Annotated in this window: 15 protein-coding genes and 1 pseudogene; 8 read left to right on the top strand and 8 right to left on the bottom strand. The window is 61.6% G+C overall.

Annotated features, from left to right (window positions below):
• Positions 1–67: 67 nt before the first annotated feature.
• A complete protein-coding gene (locus SERRSCBI_RS17135; RefSeq protein ID WP_042785141.1) occupies positions 68–1,303 on the top strand; it encodes an Nramp family divalent metal transporter in 1,236 nt (411 codons plus the stop codon).
• A gap of 41 nt (positions 1,304–1,344) precedes the next feature.
• On the opposite strand, the gene SERRSCBI_RS17130 is transcribed toward SERRSCBI_RS17135, so the two are convergent.
• Positions 1,345–1,755 (bottom strand): DUF2502 domain-containing protein, encoded by a 411-nt coding sequence (locus SERRSCBI_RS17130; protein ID WP_046896266.1) that lies wholly within the window; start codon positions 1,753–1,755, stop codon positions 1,345–1,347.
• Between SERRSCBI_RS17130 and SERRSCBI_RS24810 the strand changes: the two genes are divergently transcribed.
• Positions 1,754–1,987 carry a hypothetical protein gene (locus SERRSCBI_RS24810; protein WP_127897177.1) on the top strand — a complete coding sequence of 78 codons (234 nt, stop codon included), beginning with the start codon at positions 1,754–1,756 and terminating at the stop codon, positions 1,985–1,987. The genes SERRSCBI_RS17130 and SERRSCBI_RS24810 overlap by 2 nt on opposite strands.
• On the opposite strand, the gene mgrA is transcribed toward SERRSCBI_RS24810, so the two are convergent.
• Positions 1,979–2,968 carry an L-glyceraldehyde 3-phosphate reductase gene (gene mgrA / locus SERRSCBI_RS17125; RefSeq protein ID WP_042785140.1) on the bottom strand — a complete coding sequence of 330 codons (990 nt, stop codon included), beginning with the start codon at positions 2,966–2,968 and terminating at the stop codon, positions 1,979–1,981. The two genes, SERRSCBI_RS24810 and mgrA, sit on opposite strands and share 9 nt — an antisense overlap.
• 191 nt (positions 2,969–3,159) lie before the next feature.
• On the opposite strand from mgrA, the gene SERRSCBI_RS17120 reads away from it, so the two are divergent.
• Positions 3,160–4,821 carry an alpha-keto acid decarboxylase family protein gene (locus SERRSCBI_RS17120; RefSeq protein ID WP_042785763.1) on the top strand — a complete coding sequence of 554 codons (1,662 nt, stop codon included), beginning with the start codon at positions 3,160–3,162 and terminating at the stop codon, positions 4,819–4,821.
• Here SERRSCBI_RS17120 and SERRSCBI_RS17115 read toward each other — a convergent pair.
• The gene (locus SERRSCBI_RS17115; protein WP_033651995.1) at positions 4,797–5,687 is read right to left on the bottom strand and encodes a LysR family transcriptional regulator; all 891 of its coding nucleotides are present in this window, start codon (positions 5,685–5,687) and stop codon (positions 4,797–4,799) included. The genes SERRSCBI_RS17120 and SERRSCBI_RS17115 overlap by 25 nt on opposite strands.
• Before the next feature lie 96 nt (positions 5,688–5,783).
• Between SERRSCBI_RS17115 and SERRSCBI_RS17110 the strand changes: the two genes are divergently transcribed.
• The gene (locus tag SERRSCBI_RS17110; RefSeq protein WP_016926809.1) at positions 5,784–6,236 is read left to right on the top strand and encodes a multidrug/biocide efflux PACE transporter; all 453 of its coding nucleotides are present in this window, start codon (positions 5,784–5,786) and stop codon (positions 6,234–6,236) included.
• A gap of 67 nt (positions 6,237–6,303) precedes the next feature.
• Positions 6,304–6,996, top strand: a complete 693-nt coding sequence (locus SERRSCBI_RS17105; protein ID WP_019453821.1) for an aspartate/glutamate racemase family protein — start codon at positions 6,304–6,306, stop codon at positions 6,994–6,996.
• On the opposite strand, the gene SERRSCBI_RS17100 is transcribed toward SERRSCBI_RS17105, so the two are convergent.
• Positions 6,993–8,240 carry an ion channel protein gene (locus SERRSCBI_RS17100; RefSeq protein WP_033643940.1) on the bottom strand — a complete coding sequence of 416 codons (1,248 nt, stop codon included), beginning with the start codon at positions 8,238–8,240 and terminating at the stop codon, positions 6,993–6,995. The two genes, SERRSCBI_RS17105 and SERRSCBI_RS17100, sit on opposite strands and share 4 nt — an antisense overlap.
• 310 nt (positions 8,241–8,550) lie before the next feature.
• On the opposite strand from SERRSCBI_RS17100, the gene glk reads away from it, so the two are divergent.
• Positions 8,551–9,513: a glucokinase gene (glk, locus tag SERRSCBI_RS17095; RefSeq protein ID WP_042785139.1), complete on the top strand. Its 963-nt coding sequence runs from the start codon at positions 8,551–8,553 to the stop codon at positions 9,511–9,513.
• A gap of 69 nt (positions 9,514–9,582) precedes the next feature.
• Here the strand turns inward: glk and SERRSCBI_RS17090 are convergent, their stop codons facing one another.
• The gene (locus SERRSCBI_RS17090; RefSeq protein WP_033643939.1) at positions 9,583–10,812 is read right to left on the bottom strand and encodes an OFA family MFS transporter; all 1,230 of its coding nucleotides are present in this window, start codon (positions 10,810–10,812) and stop codon (positions 9,583–9,585) included.
• A gap of 396 nt (positions 10,813–11,208) precedes the next feature.
• Here SERRSCBI_RS17090 and SERRSCBI_RS17085 point away from each other — a divergent pair, with 396 nt between their 5' ends.
• Entirely contained in the window at positions 11,209–11,541 is a 333-nt protein-coding gene (locus SERRSCBI_RS17085) for a DUF2502 domain-containing protein (protein WP_033643938.1), read from the top strand.
• A 4-nt stretch (positions 11,542–11,545) separates the two neighbouring features.
• Here SERRSCBI_RS17085 and SERRSCBI_RS17080 read toward each other — a convergent pair whose 3' ends face one another.
• The 3 genes and pseudogenes from SERRSCBI_RS17080 to SERRSCBI_RS17070 all read right to left on the bottom strand — a co-directional run bounded on the left by SERRSCBI_RS17080 (position 11,546) and on the right by SERRSCBI_RS17070 (position 15,305).
• Positions 11,546–12,280 (bottom strand): LytTR family DNA-binding domain-containing protein, encoded by a 735-nt coding sequence (locus SERRSCBI_RS17080; protein WP_025303751.1) that lies wholly within the window; start codon positions 12,278–12,280, stop codon positions 11,546–11,548.
• A pseudogene (locus SERRSCBI_RS17075) lies at positions 12,277–13,986 on the bottom strand (LytS/YhcK type 5TM receptor domain-containing protein). Before SERRSCBI_RS17075 ends, SERRSCBI_RS17080 begins: the two are co-directional and overlap by 4 nt.
• 74 nt (positions 13,987–14,060) lie before the next feature.
• Positions 14,061–15,305 (bottom strand): DUF1479 domain-containing protein, encoded by a 1,245-nt coding sequence (locus SERRSCBI_RS17070; protein ID WP_042785138.1) that lies wholly within the window; start codon positions 15,303–15,305, stop codon positions 14,061–14,063.
• Between the two features lie 168 nt (positions 15,306–15,473).
• On the opposite strand from SERRSCBI_RS17070, the gene SERRSCBI_RS17065 reads away from it, so the two are divergent.
• The gene (locus SERRSCBI_RS17065; protein WP_042785137.1) at positions 15,474–16,013 is read left to right on the top strand and encodes a GNAT family N-acetyltransferase; all 540 of its coding nucleotides are present in this window, start codon (positions 15,474–15,476) and stop codon (positions 16,011–16,013) included.
• Positions 16,014–16,062 lie beyond the last annotated feature (49 nt).

Genomic DNA, 16,062 nt, shown 5'->3' with positions numbered 1-16,062 from the left:
TGCGCTTGATAATTATTATCATTTATATAGAGTGGAGATAAACGTAATTTCAGTAAGGGTTCAACATATGCTGAACAGTCGCGTGGTTGAAACCACCTCCGGTCGCTCCGCCAGAAAAATCAAACTCTCGCTGATGGGGCCCGCCTTCATCGCCGCTATCGGCTACATCGACCCCGGCAACTTCGCCACCAATATCCAGGCCGGCGCCTCGTTTGGCTATAGCCTGTTGTGGGTCGTGGTCTGGGCCAACGTGATGGCGATGCTGATCCAGCTGTTGTCCGCCAAGCTGGGGATCGCCACCGGAAAAAACCTGGCCGAGCATATTCGCGATCGCTTTCCGCGGCCGGCGGTATGGGCCTATTGGGTGCAGGCGGAGATTATCGCCATGGCGACCGATCTGGCCGAATTCATCGGCGCGGCGATCGGCTTCAAGCTGCTGCTCGGCGTCTCCTTGTTGCAGGGCGCGGTGCTGACCGGCATCGCCACCTTTTTAATTCTGATGCTGCAAAAGCGCGGACAAAAGCCGCTGGAGTGGGTGATCGGCGGCCTGCTGCTTTTCGTCGCCGCCGCTTACATCGTCGAGCTGGCGTTTTCCCAGCCGCAGCTTGCGCCGCTGCTGAAAGGCATGGCGTTGCCCGATTTGCCCAACGGCGACGCGGTATTCCTGGCCGCCGGGGTATTGGGTGCCACCATCATGCCGCACGTGATCTATCTGCATTCGTCGCTCACCCAAGTTGGCGGTGAGCACGATAAGGCGGAACGCTATGCCGCCACCAAAGTCGACGTCGCCGTCGCCATGACCATCGCCGGTTTCGTCAACCTGGCGATGATGGCCACTGCCGCCGCCGCGTTTCATTTCAGCGGTCACAGCGGCATCGCCGATCTCGACGTGGCCTATCTGACGCTGCAACCGCTGCTCGGGCAAGCCGCCGCCACTGTGTTTGGCCTGAGCCTGGTGGCCGCCGGTCTTTCTTCCACCGTGGTGGGCACGCTGGCGGGGCAGGTGGTGATGCAAGGGTTCGTGCATTTCCATATCCCGCTGTGGCTGCGCCGAGCGGTGACCATGCTGCCGTCGTTTATCGTCATCATGCTGGGAGTGGACGCCACGCGCATTCTGGTGCTGAGCCAGGTGCTGCTCAGCTTCGGCATTGCGCTGGCGCTGGTGCCGCTGCTGGCTTTCACCGGCAATCGGGCGCTGATGGGGGAGATGGTTAACGGCCCCGTGGTGCAAAACCTGGGCAAGCTGATCGTGTTGGTGGTGGTGGGGTTGAATGGCTACTTGCTGATCGGCAGTGTGCTGTAGGCGAAAACAGTGCGGGCCGGCGTTGCGCCGGCCCGTTGTCGTTAATCGCGGTCGTCATCGCCGTGGCGGCGCCAGCGATCGCGGTCATGATCGTGGTGGTGTTTTTTCTCTTTCTTCCAGTAATGCTTGTCGCAATGATGGTCGCATTTGTAATAGCGCCCGTCGCGCGAGTAGTAATATTTGCGCCAGTAGTCGCGGTCGCGCCAGCGATAGCCATCCCAGTAATAGCCGCGCGGGCTGCGATCGCCGAGATAGCGTCCCTGATGGCCTTGCCACCAGTCGCGATCGCGCCAGTCGTAACCGTCCCAGTAACGGCCGCGATTGTCCTGATCGCCGATGCGCAATGAAACGCCCGGCATCAGATCGATGCTGATCCCTTCGGCGTGCGCCTGCTGTGCGGCGGGCAGTACCGTCGCCGCCAAGATGGCGGCCAAGAGCAGAGGTTTAAACATGACTTCTCCTTTCCGCTTGCGCGGCCTGGCCGTTGATCACTTTATGAAGCGCGTTCATCAGTTTAAAAAACGGCCTTATCGTTATTTTTACTGCAATATCGGCATCATAGCGCCGGCGCATGGGGTTGAATCTGAGAGCCACTCTGAAAAGGGCGCCGGAGGTCGAGATTTGAGATTTTTCTGGGGCATCGCCGCTCAATTGAGCGGCGGAATTTGTAAGCGATTACAATAAAATGTTCTCGATCTGCGCAAGCTCTTCTTCAGTGAAGTGACGATTGGCCAGCATGCCCACCGCGTCTTCTATCTGCGCAGTCTTGCTGGCGCCGATCAGCACCGAGGTGACGCGATCGCCGCGCAGCACCCAGGCCAGCGCCATCTGCGACAGCTTCTGCCCGCGTTGCCGCGCCAGCGCATCGAGGCGGCGCACCTTGTCCAGTCGGTCGGCGGTCAGCTGTTCCGGCTGCAGGAAACGGCTGCCGCTGGCGGCACGGGAATCTTGCGGGACGCCGTGCAGATAACGATCGGTCAGCAGGCCGCCCGCCAGCGGGGAGAAGGCGATCGCGCCGACGCCATGATCCGCCAGCGTATCCAGCAATTCCGCCTCCGGCCCGCGTTCAAACATCGAATACTTGGGCTGGTGGATCACGCACGGCGTACCGAGCCGCTGCAGGATGTCGAACGCCTGGCGCGCGCGCTCGGCCGGGTAGTTGGACAAACCGACATACAGCGCTTTGCCCTGGCGCACCAACAGATCCAGCGCCGCCATGGTTTCTTCCAACGACGTGTCCGGGTCCGGCCGATGGTGATAAAAGATATCCACATACTCCAATCCCATGCGCCTGAGGCTCTGATCGAGGCTGGCGACCAGGTACTTTTTCGAGCCCCAATCGCCGTAGGGGCCGGGCCACATGGTGTAACCGGCTTTGGATGAGACGATCAGCTCGTCGCGCCAGGCCCGCAGATCGGCGTTGAGAATGCGGCCAAAGTTTTCCTCGGCGGCGCCGGGCGGCGGGCCGTAGTTGTTGGCCAGATCGAAGTGGGTTATGCCGCGATCGAAGGCGCAGCGGATCAGGGCGCGGGCGTTGTCGTACAGCGTGGCGTCGCCAAAGTTGTGCCATAGCCCGAGCGAGACGGCGGGCAGCTTCAATCCGCTGCGGCCGCAGCGCCGGTATTCCATATCTTGATAACGCGAGGGGGAGGCTGAGTAGGACATCGTGATCCTTTGTCGGCGAAGAAGTGGCGTGTTTTGAGTGTATGCGTTTTCACAGCGTGCCGCCGAGGGGGCGATCACAAGGCCGGCATGTAACGCCAGGTTGCCGCTCGACACGGAAAGCGCTGTTCGAAAATTAACCGGCATCTTCGATACTTAAAGATAATCGCTTCAGCTGCAGACAGGTGATGATCATGACTCAGATCTACACGGTGGCCGATTATCTGCTCGATCGTCTGGCCCAGATTGGCATCCGCCACGTCTTCGGCGTGCCGGGGGATTACAACCTGCAATTCCTCGATCACGTCATCGCTCATCCGCAAATCACCTGGGTAGGCTGCGCCAACGAACTGAACGCCGCCTACGCCGCCGACGGCTATGCGCGTTGCAAACCGGCCGCGGCGCTGCTCACCACCTTCGGCGTCGGGGAGCTGAGCGCGCTGAACGGCGTGGCCGGCAGTTATGCCGAATACCTGCCGGTGATCCACGTGGTGGGCACACCGGCGCAGCGTGCCCAGCTCGCCGGCGATTTGCTGCACCATTCGCTGGGCGATGGCGACTTCACTCACTTTGCGCGGATAGCCAAAGAAGTCAGCGTCGCACAGGCCAACCTGACCGCCGACAACGCCGCCAGGGAGATCGACCGCCTGATCGACGCCGCCTTGCTGGATCATCGTCCGGTTTATCTGATGCTGCCCAGCGACGTAGCGGAAGCGCCGCTGCCGGCCAAACCGGCGCCGCTGATGCTGCGCCAGGCCAGGCTGTCGCGGAGCGCATTGCAGGCGTTTATCGCCGCAGCGCGTGAAAAGCTGCAATCGGCGCGGCAAGTGTCATTGTTGGCGGACTTTCTGGCGGACCGCTTTGGTGTTGAAACGGCGCTGGATAACTGGATGCAGGAGGTGGCTATCCCGCACGCCACGCTGCTGCTCGGCAAGGGCGTGCTGGATGAGAACCGCGACGGTTTTGTCGGCACCTACAGCGGCGGCGCCAGCGCTGCGGCGACCAAAGCGCTGATTGAAAATGCCGATGTCGTGATCACCGTTGGCGTGCGTCTCACCGACACCATTACCGGAGGATTCACGCATCATCTGCCGGCGGAAAAATGCATCGATATCCAACCGTTCGAATCCTGGGTCGGTCGTCAACGGTTCAGCCGCATCCCGATGTGCGCCGCCGTGCAGGCGCTGCACCGCCTGACTCTGTCGCTGGCGTCGCGCTGGCCGTTGCCGACGATCGGCCGTCCGGCGCTGCCGGAAGGCGATGGGGAAGGGTTGGATCAGCACGCCTTCTGGCGGCAGATACAGGATTTCCTGCGGCCGGGGGATATCGTGCTGGCCGAGCAGGGCACGGCCTGTTTCGGCGCCGCGACCTTGACGCTGCCGCGCGGCAGCCGGATGATCGTGCAGTCGCTCTGGGGCTCGATCGGCTATACCTTACCGGCGACCTTCGGGGTGCAAACCGCCGAACCACAGCGCCGGGTGGTGCTGTTGATCGGCGACGGCGCCGCGCAATTGACCGTGCAGGAGCTGGGATCGATGCTGCGCGACGGGCTTAAACCGGTGATCTTCGTGCTGAATAATCAGGGCTACACGATTGAACGCGCTATCCACGGGCCGGAGCAGAGTTACAACGACATCGCCCGGTGGAACTGGACGCAGCTGCCAACGGCATTGGCCGGTGGGCGGCCGGTGACGGCGTTGCGGGTCAGTCAGCCGGAGGCGCTGCGCCAGGCGCTGAGTGAGGCGGCGCAGGGCGACCGGCTGGCTTTCATCGAAGTGATGCTGCCAAAGATGGATATTCCCGAACTGCTCGATACGATCTCGCGCGTTATTCAGTCGCGCAACGCCGCCGCCTGAGCCGCGTCGTCTTCCAGCAATCGCTCCAGCATCCAGTACCCCGCCGGGCCCGGCGGGGTCAGTTTGGACCATACCGCATCCACCGAAATCAGTTTGGGCCAACCGCGCGGGCGCAGCTGGGTGAGCCTGCCGTGGCCGTATTGTTGCACCAGCCAGTGCGGCAGCACCGCCCAACCGAATCCCTGTTCCGCCATCTCCAGCAACAGCAGATAGCTGGGCGCCGACCAGACCAGCCCGCCTTGTCTGGCCGCTTCGGCGCCGGTGTAAGTATTCAGGATCAGCTGACGGGTGCTGGATAATTGCTCCGGGGTCGGCGCGGCGACCTGCGCCAGCGGATGCCCATGCGCGACGAACAACCCCATTTCGGTCTGCTCAGGCAGGCGGGAGAAGGCGATATCCGGCGGATAACGTTTTTGCACTTCCACCATGCCCAAATGCGCGCGGCCGCTTTGCAGCAGATCGATAACGTCGCCTTCCTCGGCGATCATCCATTCCAGCTCAATCTCCGGGTAACGTTGTTCAAACCGCTGCATCAGGCTGTCGTGATGCTTCGGTTGGTAGGTATCGGAAAATACCATGCTCAGGCGCGGTTCGACATTGCCCGCCAGCTGAATGCTCAGCGCGTCGAGTCGCTCGCTGGCGGCGAGGATCTCCTGCACGTGCCCTAGCACCTTGCGGCCGGCGGCGGTGAGCACCGGTTGGCGCGCACTGCGATCGAACAGCGTCAATGCCAGGTCGGCTTCCAGATTGGCGATGGCGGTGCTGACGGTGGATTGGCTTTTGCGCAGCTTGCGCGCGGCGGCGGAAAATGAGCCGAGGGCGGCGGCTTCAACGAACGCCTGTAACGCTTCCGGTGAATAGTGCATATATCTACTTTATCGATGGAACCTATTTTTAATCTACCCAAAAAAGCGATGATAATCACCTGGCTTTCGCAACAACTGTTGAAAAAAAGGTGATGTATGCAACTGCAAAACAAGTCTCTCATTGAACGTATCGTCCACGCCGTCGGTTTCGAGGCCATCGCCGTGATGGTTTGCGCCCCGCTGGGCGCGTGGCTGCTGAACCGCTCAATGGTGCAGGTCGGTGCGTTGGCGGTGATGCTGTCCACCGTCGCGATGCTGTGGAACATGGTTTACAACACGGTGTTCGACCGCCTGTGGCCGGTCAGCCGGGTGGTGCGTAACCTGAAGGTGCGTGCGCTGCACGCCGTCGGCTTTGAAGCCGGTTTTATTCTGATCGGCGTGCCGATCGCCGCCTGGATGCTGAGCATTTCCTGGGCGCAGGCGTTTATGCTGGAAATCGGTTTCTTCCTGTTCTTCCTGCCGTACACCATGGCCTACAACTGGCTGTACGACACGCTGCGCCAGCGCTGGTTCGAAGCGCGCCAGCCGATCAATTCCGGCGCCAAATAAGGCGTCGTCAGCCCGGCGATTCTCAGGTAAGGTCAGAGGATCGTCGGAAAATGCTGAGGAGTGAAGGATGAAAGTGTTGGGTCTGCTGGGCGGCATGAGTTGGGAATCCACCATTCCGTATTACCGCACTATCAACGAGCAGGTAAAGGCGCGCCTCGGCGGGCTGCATTCGGCCAAAATCGTGCTCTACAGCGTCGATTTTCAGGAGGTTGAACGCTTGCAGCACCAGGGCGATTGGGATGGCGCCGGCCGGCTGCTGGCCGCCGCCGCCGTGGCTTTGCGCGCCGCCGGCGCCGAAGCTATCGTGATTTGCACCAACACCATGCACAAGGTGGCGGAGGCGGTCGAGCAGGCCAGCGGCCTGCCGCTGATTCACATCGCCGATGCCACGGCGCTCCAGGTGCGAGAGAAAAACATTCGCCGCGTCGGGCTGCTGGGCACGCGTTTTACCATGGAGCAGACCTTCTACCGCGGCCGCCTGCAGGAATTGCACGGCATCGATGTGGTGACGCCGGTCAGCGCCGATCGTGACATTGTGCACCGCATCATCTATGACGAACTCTGCCTCGGCAAAATTCGCGACGCCTCGCGCGACGAGTATCGCCGGATCATCAGCGATCTGGAACAACAGGGCGCGCAGGGGATTATTTTCGGCTGCACCGAGATAGGGTTGCTGGTGAGCGAGCGGGATGCCTCGGTGCCGGTGTTCGACACCACCGCGATCCACGCTCGCGCCGCCGCGGCGTTCGCGCTGGCCTAATCGTCGTGCGGCGGTTGCCGGCGGTTCACCAGCATCAAGGGTTTGCCCGCCAGCGCCAGCCAGGCGGGCAGCATCACGATGCACAAGATCGGCAGCAGGTGCAGATCCGGCACCACCGCCACCGCCATAAACAGACTGAGCCAGCCGTCGCGCGTGACCACCAGCACCAGCCCCATGATGGCGCAGGAGACGGTGATCGCCGCCGGCACCGCCGGAACGTGCTGATGCAGCATCAGCCCCAGCGCCACGCCGACGAACACCGCCGGGAAGATGCGCCCGCCGCGAAAGCCGCAGGCGGCGGCGATCACCAGCGCCGCCAGCTTGGTCAGGGTAACGGCCAACAGCGCCGGCACCGAATAGTTGCCGTCTGCCGCGAGGCGCTTCATTTCATCCAACCCTTTGAACAGGGTAATCTCACCGCCCACCAGCGCCAGCAGGCCCAGCACAAAGCCCCCCAGTCCTAGCATCAACACCGGATTCTTCATCGAATGGAACAGGCGGTGAACGTGCGGGAAGCACCACAGCGCCACCATGCCGAGCGCGATGGCGATCAGCGCCACGATGGCGCCGCTGAAGATGTCCGGCAGCCGGGTTACGTCATAGGCGTCGAGCTGCAGGGCGAAATTGGGCACGAAGAACAGCTGGGTGGTGACCGCGCCGGCGGCGGCGGCCACCAGCGGGGCGAACAGCCGATCCCACAGCGGCGTTTCGTTATTGCCCGCCAGGGTTTGCGAGAAGATCAGCGCGGCGGCGACCGGTGTGCCGAACATCGCGCCGATGGTGCCCGCGGCCGCCAGGATGATCCAGTCCATGCGCGGCACTTTAGGCAGCAGGCGCGCCCCCGCCGCCGCCACCAGCGCGATATTGATGGCGGTGATCGGGTTCTCCGGCCCCAGGCTGACGCCGCCGGCCAGGCCGACGATCAGCGCCAATCCCAGCCCCGGCAGGGCGGAGAGCGGCAGCGGCATGCCGATCAGCGATTCCGTCGCCGGATCAGGCCCGGCATGGCCCGGCATATAGCGCACGATCAGGCCGACCGCCACGCCGGTCAGCGTCAGCATGCCGAGCGGCCACCAGGGTGCCTGGGCGTCCAGGCTCAGCGCGTCGGGCAGCGTCACCCACAGCCATTGCTGCAGCGTAGCGGCGACTTTCATCATCAACAGCAGCACCAGACTGGAGGCGGAACCGATAATCAGCGCAGGCAAAGCAAAGGCCAACATGGCATTGGCGCGCGGATGCAGCATGGATAATCCCTTGTCGATGCCTCCATGCAGGGCAGGGAGAGCGGGTGGTTGGACAGTGACCACAGCTTGCCAGACTATCGGCGAGCAGGCACGCATTGATATTGCCCGGCGTCGATGACGGTTAACAGTCGCGGCGGCGCGTTTTTTGCCGCAATTTGTTTCAAATCGCGGCTTGGCGGGCCAGCTGAAACGTTTTTTGTGATCCGGATCGCTATTGGGGCGCAGATCCGAGGCGGGTGATTGTTGTTTTCGCAGCAGGATTTTACAGTGTGGGCAGCTTTTTATTTTTCATTTTGCGGAGACGAAATCAATGACCTATGCCCTCGTAGGTGATGTTGGCGGCACCAATGCCCGCCTGGCGTTGTGCACTGTTGCGACGGGTGAGATTACCCAGGCGAAAACCTATTCCGGCCTGGAGTTCGACAGCCTGGAGGCGGTGATCCGCCACTATCTGAAAGCGTGCGATATCGAGGTGCAGGACGCCTGTATCGCGATCGCCTGCCCGGTGACGGAAGACTGGGTTGCGATGACCAACCACAGCTGGGCGTTCTCTATCAAAGAAATGAAGGCCAACCTGGGGTTGAGTCATCTGGAAGTGATCAACGATTTCACCGCCGTCTCGATGGCGATCCCGATGCTCTCGTCGGACGACGTGCTGCAGTTTGGCGGCGGCGATGCGCAGCCGGGCAAACCGATCGCGGTGTACGGCGCCGGCACCGGGCTGGGTGTTGCCCACCTGGTGCAGGTCGATCGCCGCTGGGTCAGCCTGCCGGGCGAGGGCGGCCATGTCGATTTCGCACCGAACAGCGAAGAAGAAGACATTATTCTGGAGGTGCTGCGCGGTGAAGTGGGGCACGTTTCCGCCGAGCGCGTGCTGTCCGGGCCGGGCCTGGTCAACCTGTATCGCGCCATCGTCAAGGCGGACAACCGCCTGCCGGAGAAACTGGAGCCGAAGGACATTACCGAGCGGGCGCTGGCCGACAGCTGCATCGACTGCCGCCGTGCACTGTCGCTGTTTTGCGTGATCATGGGGCGCTTCGGCGGCAACCTGGCGCTGAATCTGGGCACCTTTGGCGGCGTGTACATCGCCGGCGGCATCGTGCCGCGCTTTATGGAATTCTTCAAGGCCTCGGGCTTCCGCGCCGCCTTCGAAGACAAAGGGCGTTTCCGTGACTATGTGCGAGACATTCCGGTGTTCATGATAACCCATGGCCAACCGGGCCTGCTGGGAGCCGGCGCGCATCTGCGCCAGACGCTGGGCATGCAGCTGTAAGCAACGCGGCGGCACGATAAAAAAGGGGCGCAACCCGCAGGTTGCGCCCCTTGTCGTTTTCGCGGGGTATCAGGCTTTGGCCAGCTCTGCCGCCTGTGCCGTTTCTTCGCTTTCCACTTCCACGGCTTTCGGCGCTTTGATGAACAGCGTAATCAGCAAGGAGGCGGCGGACAGGACGCCAATCACCATGAAAGTGGCGTGGAAGCCGCCGAAGTATTTGGCGACGAACGAACCGGCCAGCGCGCCCAGGCCGAAGCCCTGGTAGATGATGCCGTAGTTCTTGCTGTGGTTTTTCAGGCCGAAGAAGTCGCCGACAATCGCCGGGAACACGGTGATGTTGCCGCCGAAGCAGAAGGCCACCGCGCCGACGCAGATGAAGAACAGCGTGTGGTTCAGGGTCATGAAGCTCAGGGCGACAATCGCCAGCACGGTAACCAGCATGGTGAAGCTGATGACGCGCATACGGCCCACTTTATCGGACAGTGTCCCCAGGATGATGCGGCCGGCGGTGTTGAAGATGGCGACGGCGGACACGGTGTTGGCGGCGGTGGCCAAGTCCATCCCGGCCAGTTGAACGCCCATGTCTTTCACGATGCCAATCAGATACAGACCGCTCATGCAGGCGGCAAAGAAGATGGTGAACAGCAGGTAGGCTTCTTTGGTGGCCAGCATCTGGCGCACGCTGAAGTCGTTGCCCAGACCGTTGGCGCCTGGCTGTGCGGCGTTGGTCGCCAGCACCGGCTCTTTCAGCAGCAGGGAGCCGACGACGATCAGGCCCATCACGATGGCACCCCAGTAGAAGAAGGCACCGGAAACGCCGACGTCGGCGATCAGGGCGGCGTTGACGTATTTGAACAGCAGGCTGCCGCTGCCGAAGGCGCCGACGGAGATGCCGGAAATCAGGCCTTTGTTGGCCGGGAACCATTTGATCAGGTTGGACAGGGTGGAGATGTAGGCGATACCGACCGCAAAGCCCACCACCACGCCGGCCAGCAGGTAGATCATGTCGAGAGAGCTGACGTGGGCGCTGGCGATAAGGCCCAGGCCGACCAGGATGCCGGAGCACAGCGTCAGGTTGCGGATGCCGAAGCGTTCTTGCAGCTTACCGGCGAACAGCGTGGCGAAGGCCAGGAAGAAGCTGGTGATGGAGAAGGTGGTGGCGACGTCCGCCAGCCCCCAGTGGAACTTGTCGACCAGCGGCTGGTTGAACAGGCTCCAGGTGTAGATGGTGCCCAGACCCATCTGACAGATGATGGTGCCGAGAACGATTAAGCTGCGATTTGCCGGTTTGGTGTTCATGGCCGGTCTCCTTCCTGTGTGTGCGTTGCCGGGCGTGAGCCGTTGGCTGAAATTTGCGGGGTGAATCAGCGTTCCCGCGGTATGGGCTTATTATATGGCCGGCCCCTGCGGCGGGCGGCGGATCGGGAATGAGTTGCACGACGGAAGGAATGAAATGCATTTTATGCGGCGTGAGTTGCCGTTTTTGCGCCTGAAAGCCCGTGAAATGCCGGGGGTGACACGTGATCTACATCAAAGATATCAACGATTTATTGTTAATCGCCGGTGAACGATTGTGGTGGAATTGTGAAGGATGCGTCTGAAAGGCGTAAATCGGCATTGCGCCTATAGAGCGGCGGTGAGCGCGGGGCTATGTTATCTGCGATCGGACAAGGTCCGCTCTGCAGGAGCCATGAAATGAAAAAAACGCTGTTGTTACTGGCTGCGCTGCTGGCGCTGCCGCTGGCGAGCCAGGCCGACGTCTCCATCGGCGTGAACGTGCCTGGCCTGTCGTTGCATATCGGCGATCGCGACAATCGCGGCCATTACTGGGACGGCTATCGCTGGCGCGATCCGCGCTGGTGGGCCGATCACCGCCGGTATGAACGCCCGCGCGGGTACTATTACGGCCCGCCGCCCCGGGTGATTTACTACGGGCCGCCGCGGCGCGACTGGCGCGACCGGCCGCATTACCGCATGCCGCCACCGCCGCCGCCGGGGTATTACTACCGTCCGGGCCCGCGCTGGTAAGCGCTTACAGGCGCATCAGCTTGCGGAACTCTTTCACCTTGCTGCGGCTGACCGGCACTTCAAACTCGAGATCGCTCAGCCGCAGAATGTAGGTATTGTTGAACCAGGGCACGATCTCGCGGATCTTCGCCAGGTTAACGCAGTAAGAGCGGTGGCAGCGGAAGAAATGCTCTTCCGGCAGCCGGCCGTAAAACTCGGTGATGTTCATCGGCATCACGAACTCTTCCCGGCGGGTATAGACCCGCGTCACCTTTTCATCGGCGGCGGCGTAATAGATGTCGTTGATGTCGGTAACGATGATCCGCTCGTCTTTGATCAGGTTGATGCTGTGGCTGCCGCGGCTCGGCGCGCTGGCCGGCTCCGTCGCGCCGGCGGGGCGATGATGCAGCGCCTCCAGCTTTTGCAGCATGGTGACGATGCGCGCCTCGTGATAGGGCTTGAGGATATAGTCGAACGCTTCGATCTCGAACGCTTCCACCGCGTGCTCTTTATAGGCGGTGATGAACACGATAGACGGGCGATGCGCGAATTTGCTGATGTTTTGCGCCAGCAACACGCCGTCCAGCGACGGGATGTTGATGTCGAGGAAAATGGCGTCGACCTGGTGAGTCTGCAGGTATTTGAGGACGTCGAGGCCATCCTCGAAGGTGGCGACGATATCGATATTGCTGTGTTTCTTGATCAGGTAGCTGAGTTCTTCCTGCGCGAGGAATTCGTCTTCCACGATAATGGCTTTCATGAGGCCTCCCCGACCGGCGGCGCGCTCGGCTCCTGATGCAGCTTGCCGCCGTTTTTGCTGATGTAGAACGCGATTTCGGTGCCCGGCTCCAGGCGGCGGATATGCAGCCCTTCACCGTACAGCAGCGACACGCGGTGGTGTACGTTGAGCAGGCCGATATTGTGGCCCGGCATCTCGTTGCGCGCCACCCGATCGATGGTTTCCTGATTGATGCCGTGGCCGGTATCCTTCACCGATATTTTCACCCGGTCGCCCTGATCTTTCACTGCGATCACCACTACCCCTTTGCCCTTGCAGGGCTGGATGCCGTGCACGATGGCGTTCTCCACCAGCGGCTGGATCAGCAGACTCGGAATGCGCACCGAGACGTCGTCGTCGATGTCGTAAATCACCGTCAGCTTGGCGCCGAAACGCGCCTGTTCGATGGCGATGTAATCCTGGATCTGATGCAGTTCCTTGCGGATATCGATCAGTTCGTCGTTCAGCTCCAGGTTGTAGCGCAGGTAGCGCGACAGGTTGATGATCAGCTGGCGCGCGGTGTCCGGATTCAGGCGGATGGAGGAAGAGATGGCGTTCAGCGCGTTGAACAGGAAGTGCGGGTTAATCTTGCTCTGTAGCGCGCGCATTTCGGCTTTATCCGCCATCTGACGCAGGTGCTCGATGCGCGAAACCTCCATCTGGGTGGAGATGATCTGCGACAGCCCGACCGCCATCACCTTCAGCGTGTTGGTGATCTGGTGAGCGTGACAGTAGTAAATTTTCAGCGCGCCGGTCACTTCGCCTTTTTCCCACAGCGGCACCACCAGCTGCGAATGGATCTGCGGCGCGGCCGGGTTTTCCAGGTTGTTTTTGATGATGATTTTGCCGTGGCGAATGCTTTCGCGAGTGACACGGCTCAGCCCTTCGCGGCCGATCGGGTAGGCTTCGCGCCCTACGCCGACGTAAGCCAGCACCTGATGGGTATCGGTGATCGCCACCGCGTCGGCGCGGATATCCTGGCGGATGATATCGCAGATGGTGGCCAGCGATTCGCTGTTGATGTTGCGGAAATAGGGCAGCGTCTTGTGGGCGATATCCAGCGCCAGCTTGGCCTGGCGCGCGGCGATCACTTCTTTCTCATCCTCGACGCTCTGCACCAGCAGCACGATCAGGCCGATGCACACCGTGCCGAGGATCATCGGCAGCGCGATCTGCGACACGATGTCGAGCCCAAGCTCGGTCGGCTTGGCCCACAGCACGATCAGCAGCATGGTGAGGGATTCGCACAGCATGCCGCCGACGATGCCGGCGCGCCAGCGCTGCTCTTTTCTCACCTTGAGGTTGATGTAGCCGGCGCTGATGCCGGCGATGATGCTGGTGATGAGGCAGGGCACCGAGGTGATGCCGCCGATGTCGATCAGATAGCGGTGCACCCCGGCGATGATGCCGGTGACGATCCCCACCCAGGGCCGAACAGGATGCCGCCGGCCATGATGGCGATGACGCGCACGTTGACCAGCGATCCCTCAACGTTGATGCCGGAGTAGGTGCTGAACAGCGCGAACAGCGAGAAGATCGCCGTGACGATGCCGAGCTCAAGCGGCGTATGGTCTTCTTTTTTGCAGCAGTTGGCGGAACAGCCGGGTGCGGGTCAGGAAAAACAGACAGATCAACATCAGCGCGGCGCGATCAAACACCGCCAACAGCATTTCAAAAAAAGGGTGCACGACGGGTTCTCGCTGCGGCCTACGGATGACGGCAGTATACCACAGCGAGAGAGGCCCGTGGCTGGGGGCGGCGGTCAGCGCATGCCGAGCTGCGCTTTGCCCAGCGGCGTCAGCAGCTCGACGGTGGCGCGGCCCTCGAAATCGACCTCGAAATCGTCGGGGGCGAAGTCCGGCGGCGTTCTGCCGTCGATAAAGCTCGGCAGCTGGCGCTGCAGATAGGCGTCGTTTTTCTCGCAGCCCGGCGCGGCGGCGATGTACATCACGTTGCTGTCGAACTCGCCGTTATGTTCGTTCTCCACCGCGTGGATCACATCGCAGTGCCAAAAGACCGTGTCGCCCGGCTCCAGATCGGGAATAGGGGAAATCCCGCTTAATAAAAGGGGATGCCATTTTTCCGAGATCGACAGCGCGCGACCCGGCGCCGCATCGCATAGATCGTCATCGGCGACGTCGTCCTGCAGCGCGCGCAGCAGCACATAGGCCATGGCGTTGGCGATTGGCACCAGGTTCAGCGTGCCGGCGTTGGTGCGCTGCGGCGTCAGCGCCGTCCAGCCCTGGAAGGTGCGGAACATCGAGCAGACCGCCGGAGAGGCTATCTCGCGCACTTCGGTGCGGCCGTCGGCGGCGAAGGGATCGTACTGCTGCCAGTCGCCGGAGAAGACGTGGCGATACACATAGCGGAAGTTCTCGTCCAGCCAGCGCTCGATGGTGCCGCTGTCGACGTGCGGCGACAGACCCAGCGACGAGGAGTTCGGCGGGCGGCGGCGGGTGCGATCGGCGTAGGTGGCGACGCGAGTCGGATCGAAATGCTGCTTGCCGTTGCTTTCGGTGGCCCACAGGCTGTTGAGGAACACCTGCACCGCATGCATGCGCGCGTCCTGCCGCGCTTCAACCTGCGGTTTTGACCAATAGATGCCGTAGATCTGCGGCTTGCTGGCGGCCAGCTTGCCGAAATAGTTGTCTTCGGCGGCGTTTTTCAATCGCTCGACGAAGTTGTTGCGATCGAGGTAATCGCCGATTTCGCGGTTCCAGCCCTCGGCTTTGGCGCGCGGAAACACCCCGCGAATAGCGCAGGCGCCGCGTTGTTTGATCAGCGCTTTTTGTTGTTCAGTGACGCGCTGCTGCAGGATATCTTCCGCGTCAATTTGCGGCACCGGGTTGTGGCCGGCGGCCAGTTCGCGGCGAATCTGTTCGACCTGGCCGCGGATGTTCTCTTCCAGCGCCTGGAATACGTCGCGATAGTTGGGCAATGCCTGGCGCAGCTGACGCTTGACGTTAACGATCGCCTGCGGAATATCGTCGATGACTAAAGAGGCCATGGTGTTCTCCTGATGCCGCGTGGGTAACGGCGGCGGGCAGTTGTAGGGAATCGGGCAAGACGTTATGGTTTTGTGGTTTTAACGTAAATGATTATCGGCAACCAATCGGGGAAAATAAAGAGATATCTTTCATTCGTAAGTTCCTCTTTTTCGTTTTTCGGAGATTTTATGAAGCTGGTCACTGAACGTCTGCAGTTACAGTCGATAACCGCCGAGGATTGGCCGCTGTTTCTGCGCCTGTACCAAGATCCCGAGGTGATCCGTTACATCTCCGATCCGCGCAGCGAAGCGGAGATCCGCGCACGGTTCGAGGAGCGCCTGCCGGTCTGGGAGAAACACGGCGACCAGTGGCTGTGCCTGGTGATGCGTGAGAAGCACAGCGGAGAGGCGGTGGGCATTACCGGCTTTCGCCCGCACTGGGCGCCGTATCGGCAGGCGGAAGTGGGATATGGGAGTTTGCCTTCCGGGCAGGGCAAGGGCTATGGCAAGGAGTCGCTGCGGGCGGTGCTGGATTTTGCGGTGAACGCCTGCGGTTTTCACAAGCTGACCGCCACCGTGACCGCCGGTAACGTCGCCTCGCGCGGCCTGCTGGAGTCGTGTGGTTTCCAGCTGGAGGGCACGCTGCGCGACAACTACCGTCTGGCGGATCAGTGGTGCGACGACTGGCTGTTCGGGCTGCTGGCGGCGGAGTTTCAGAGCGCTAAATAAAAATATCGCGCAGGGTATCGACAAGCTCGTCGGCGCTGCGCTATGTTCG

The organism is Serratia sp. SCBI (assembly GCF_000747565.1).
Taxonomy (GTDB): Bacteria; Pseudomonadota; Gammaproteobacteria; order Enterobacterales; family Enterobacteriaceae; genus Serratia; species Serratia ureilytica.
Note: the sequence above shows the minus strand (reverse complement) of the source record. Positions and strands in the feature narration are given on the sequence as shown.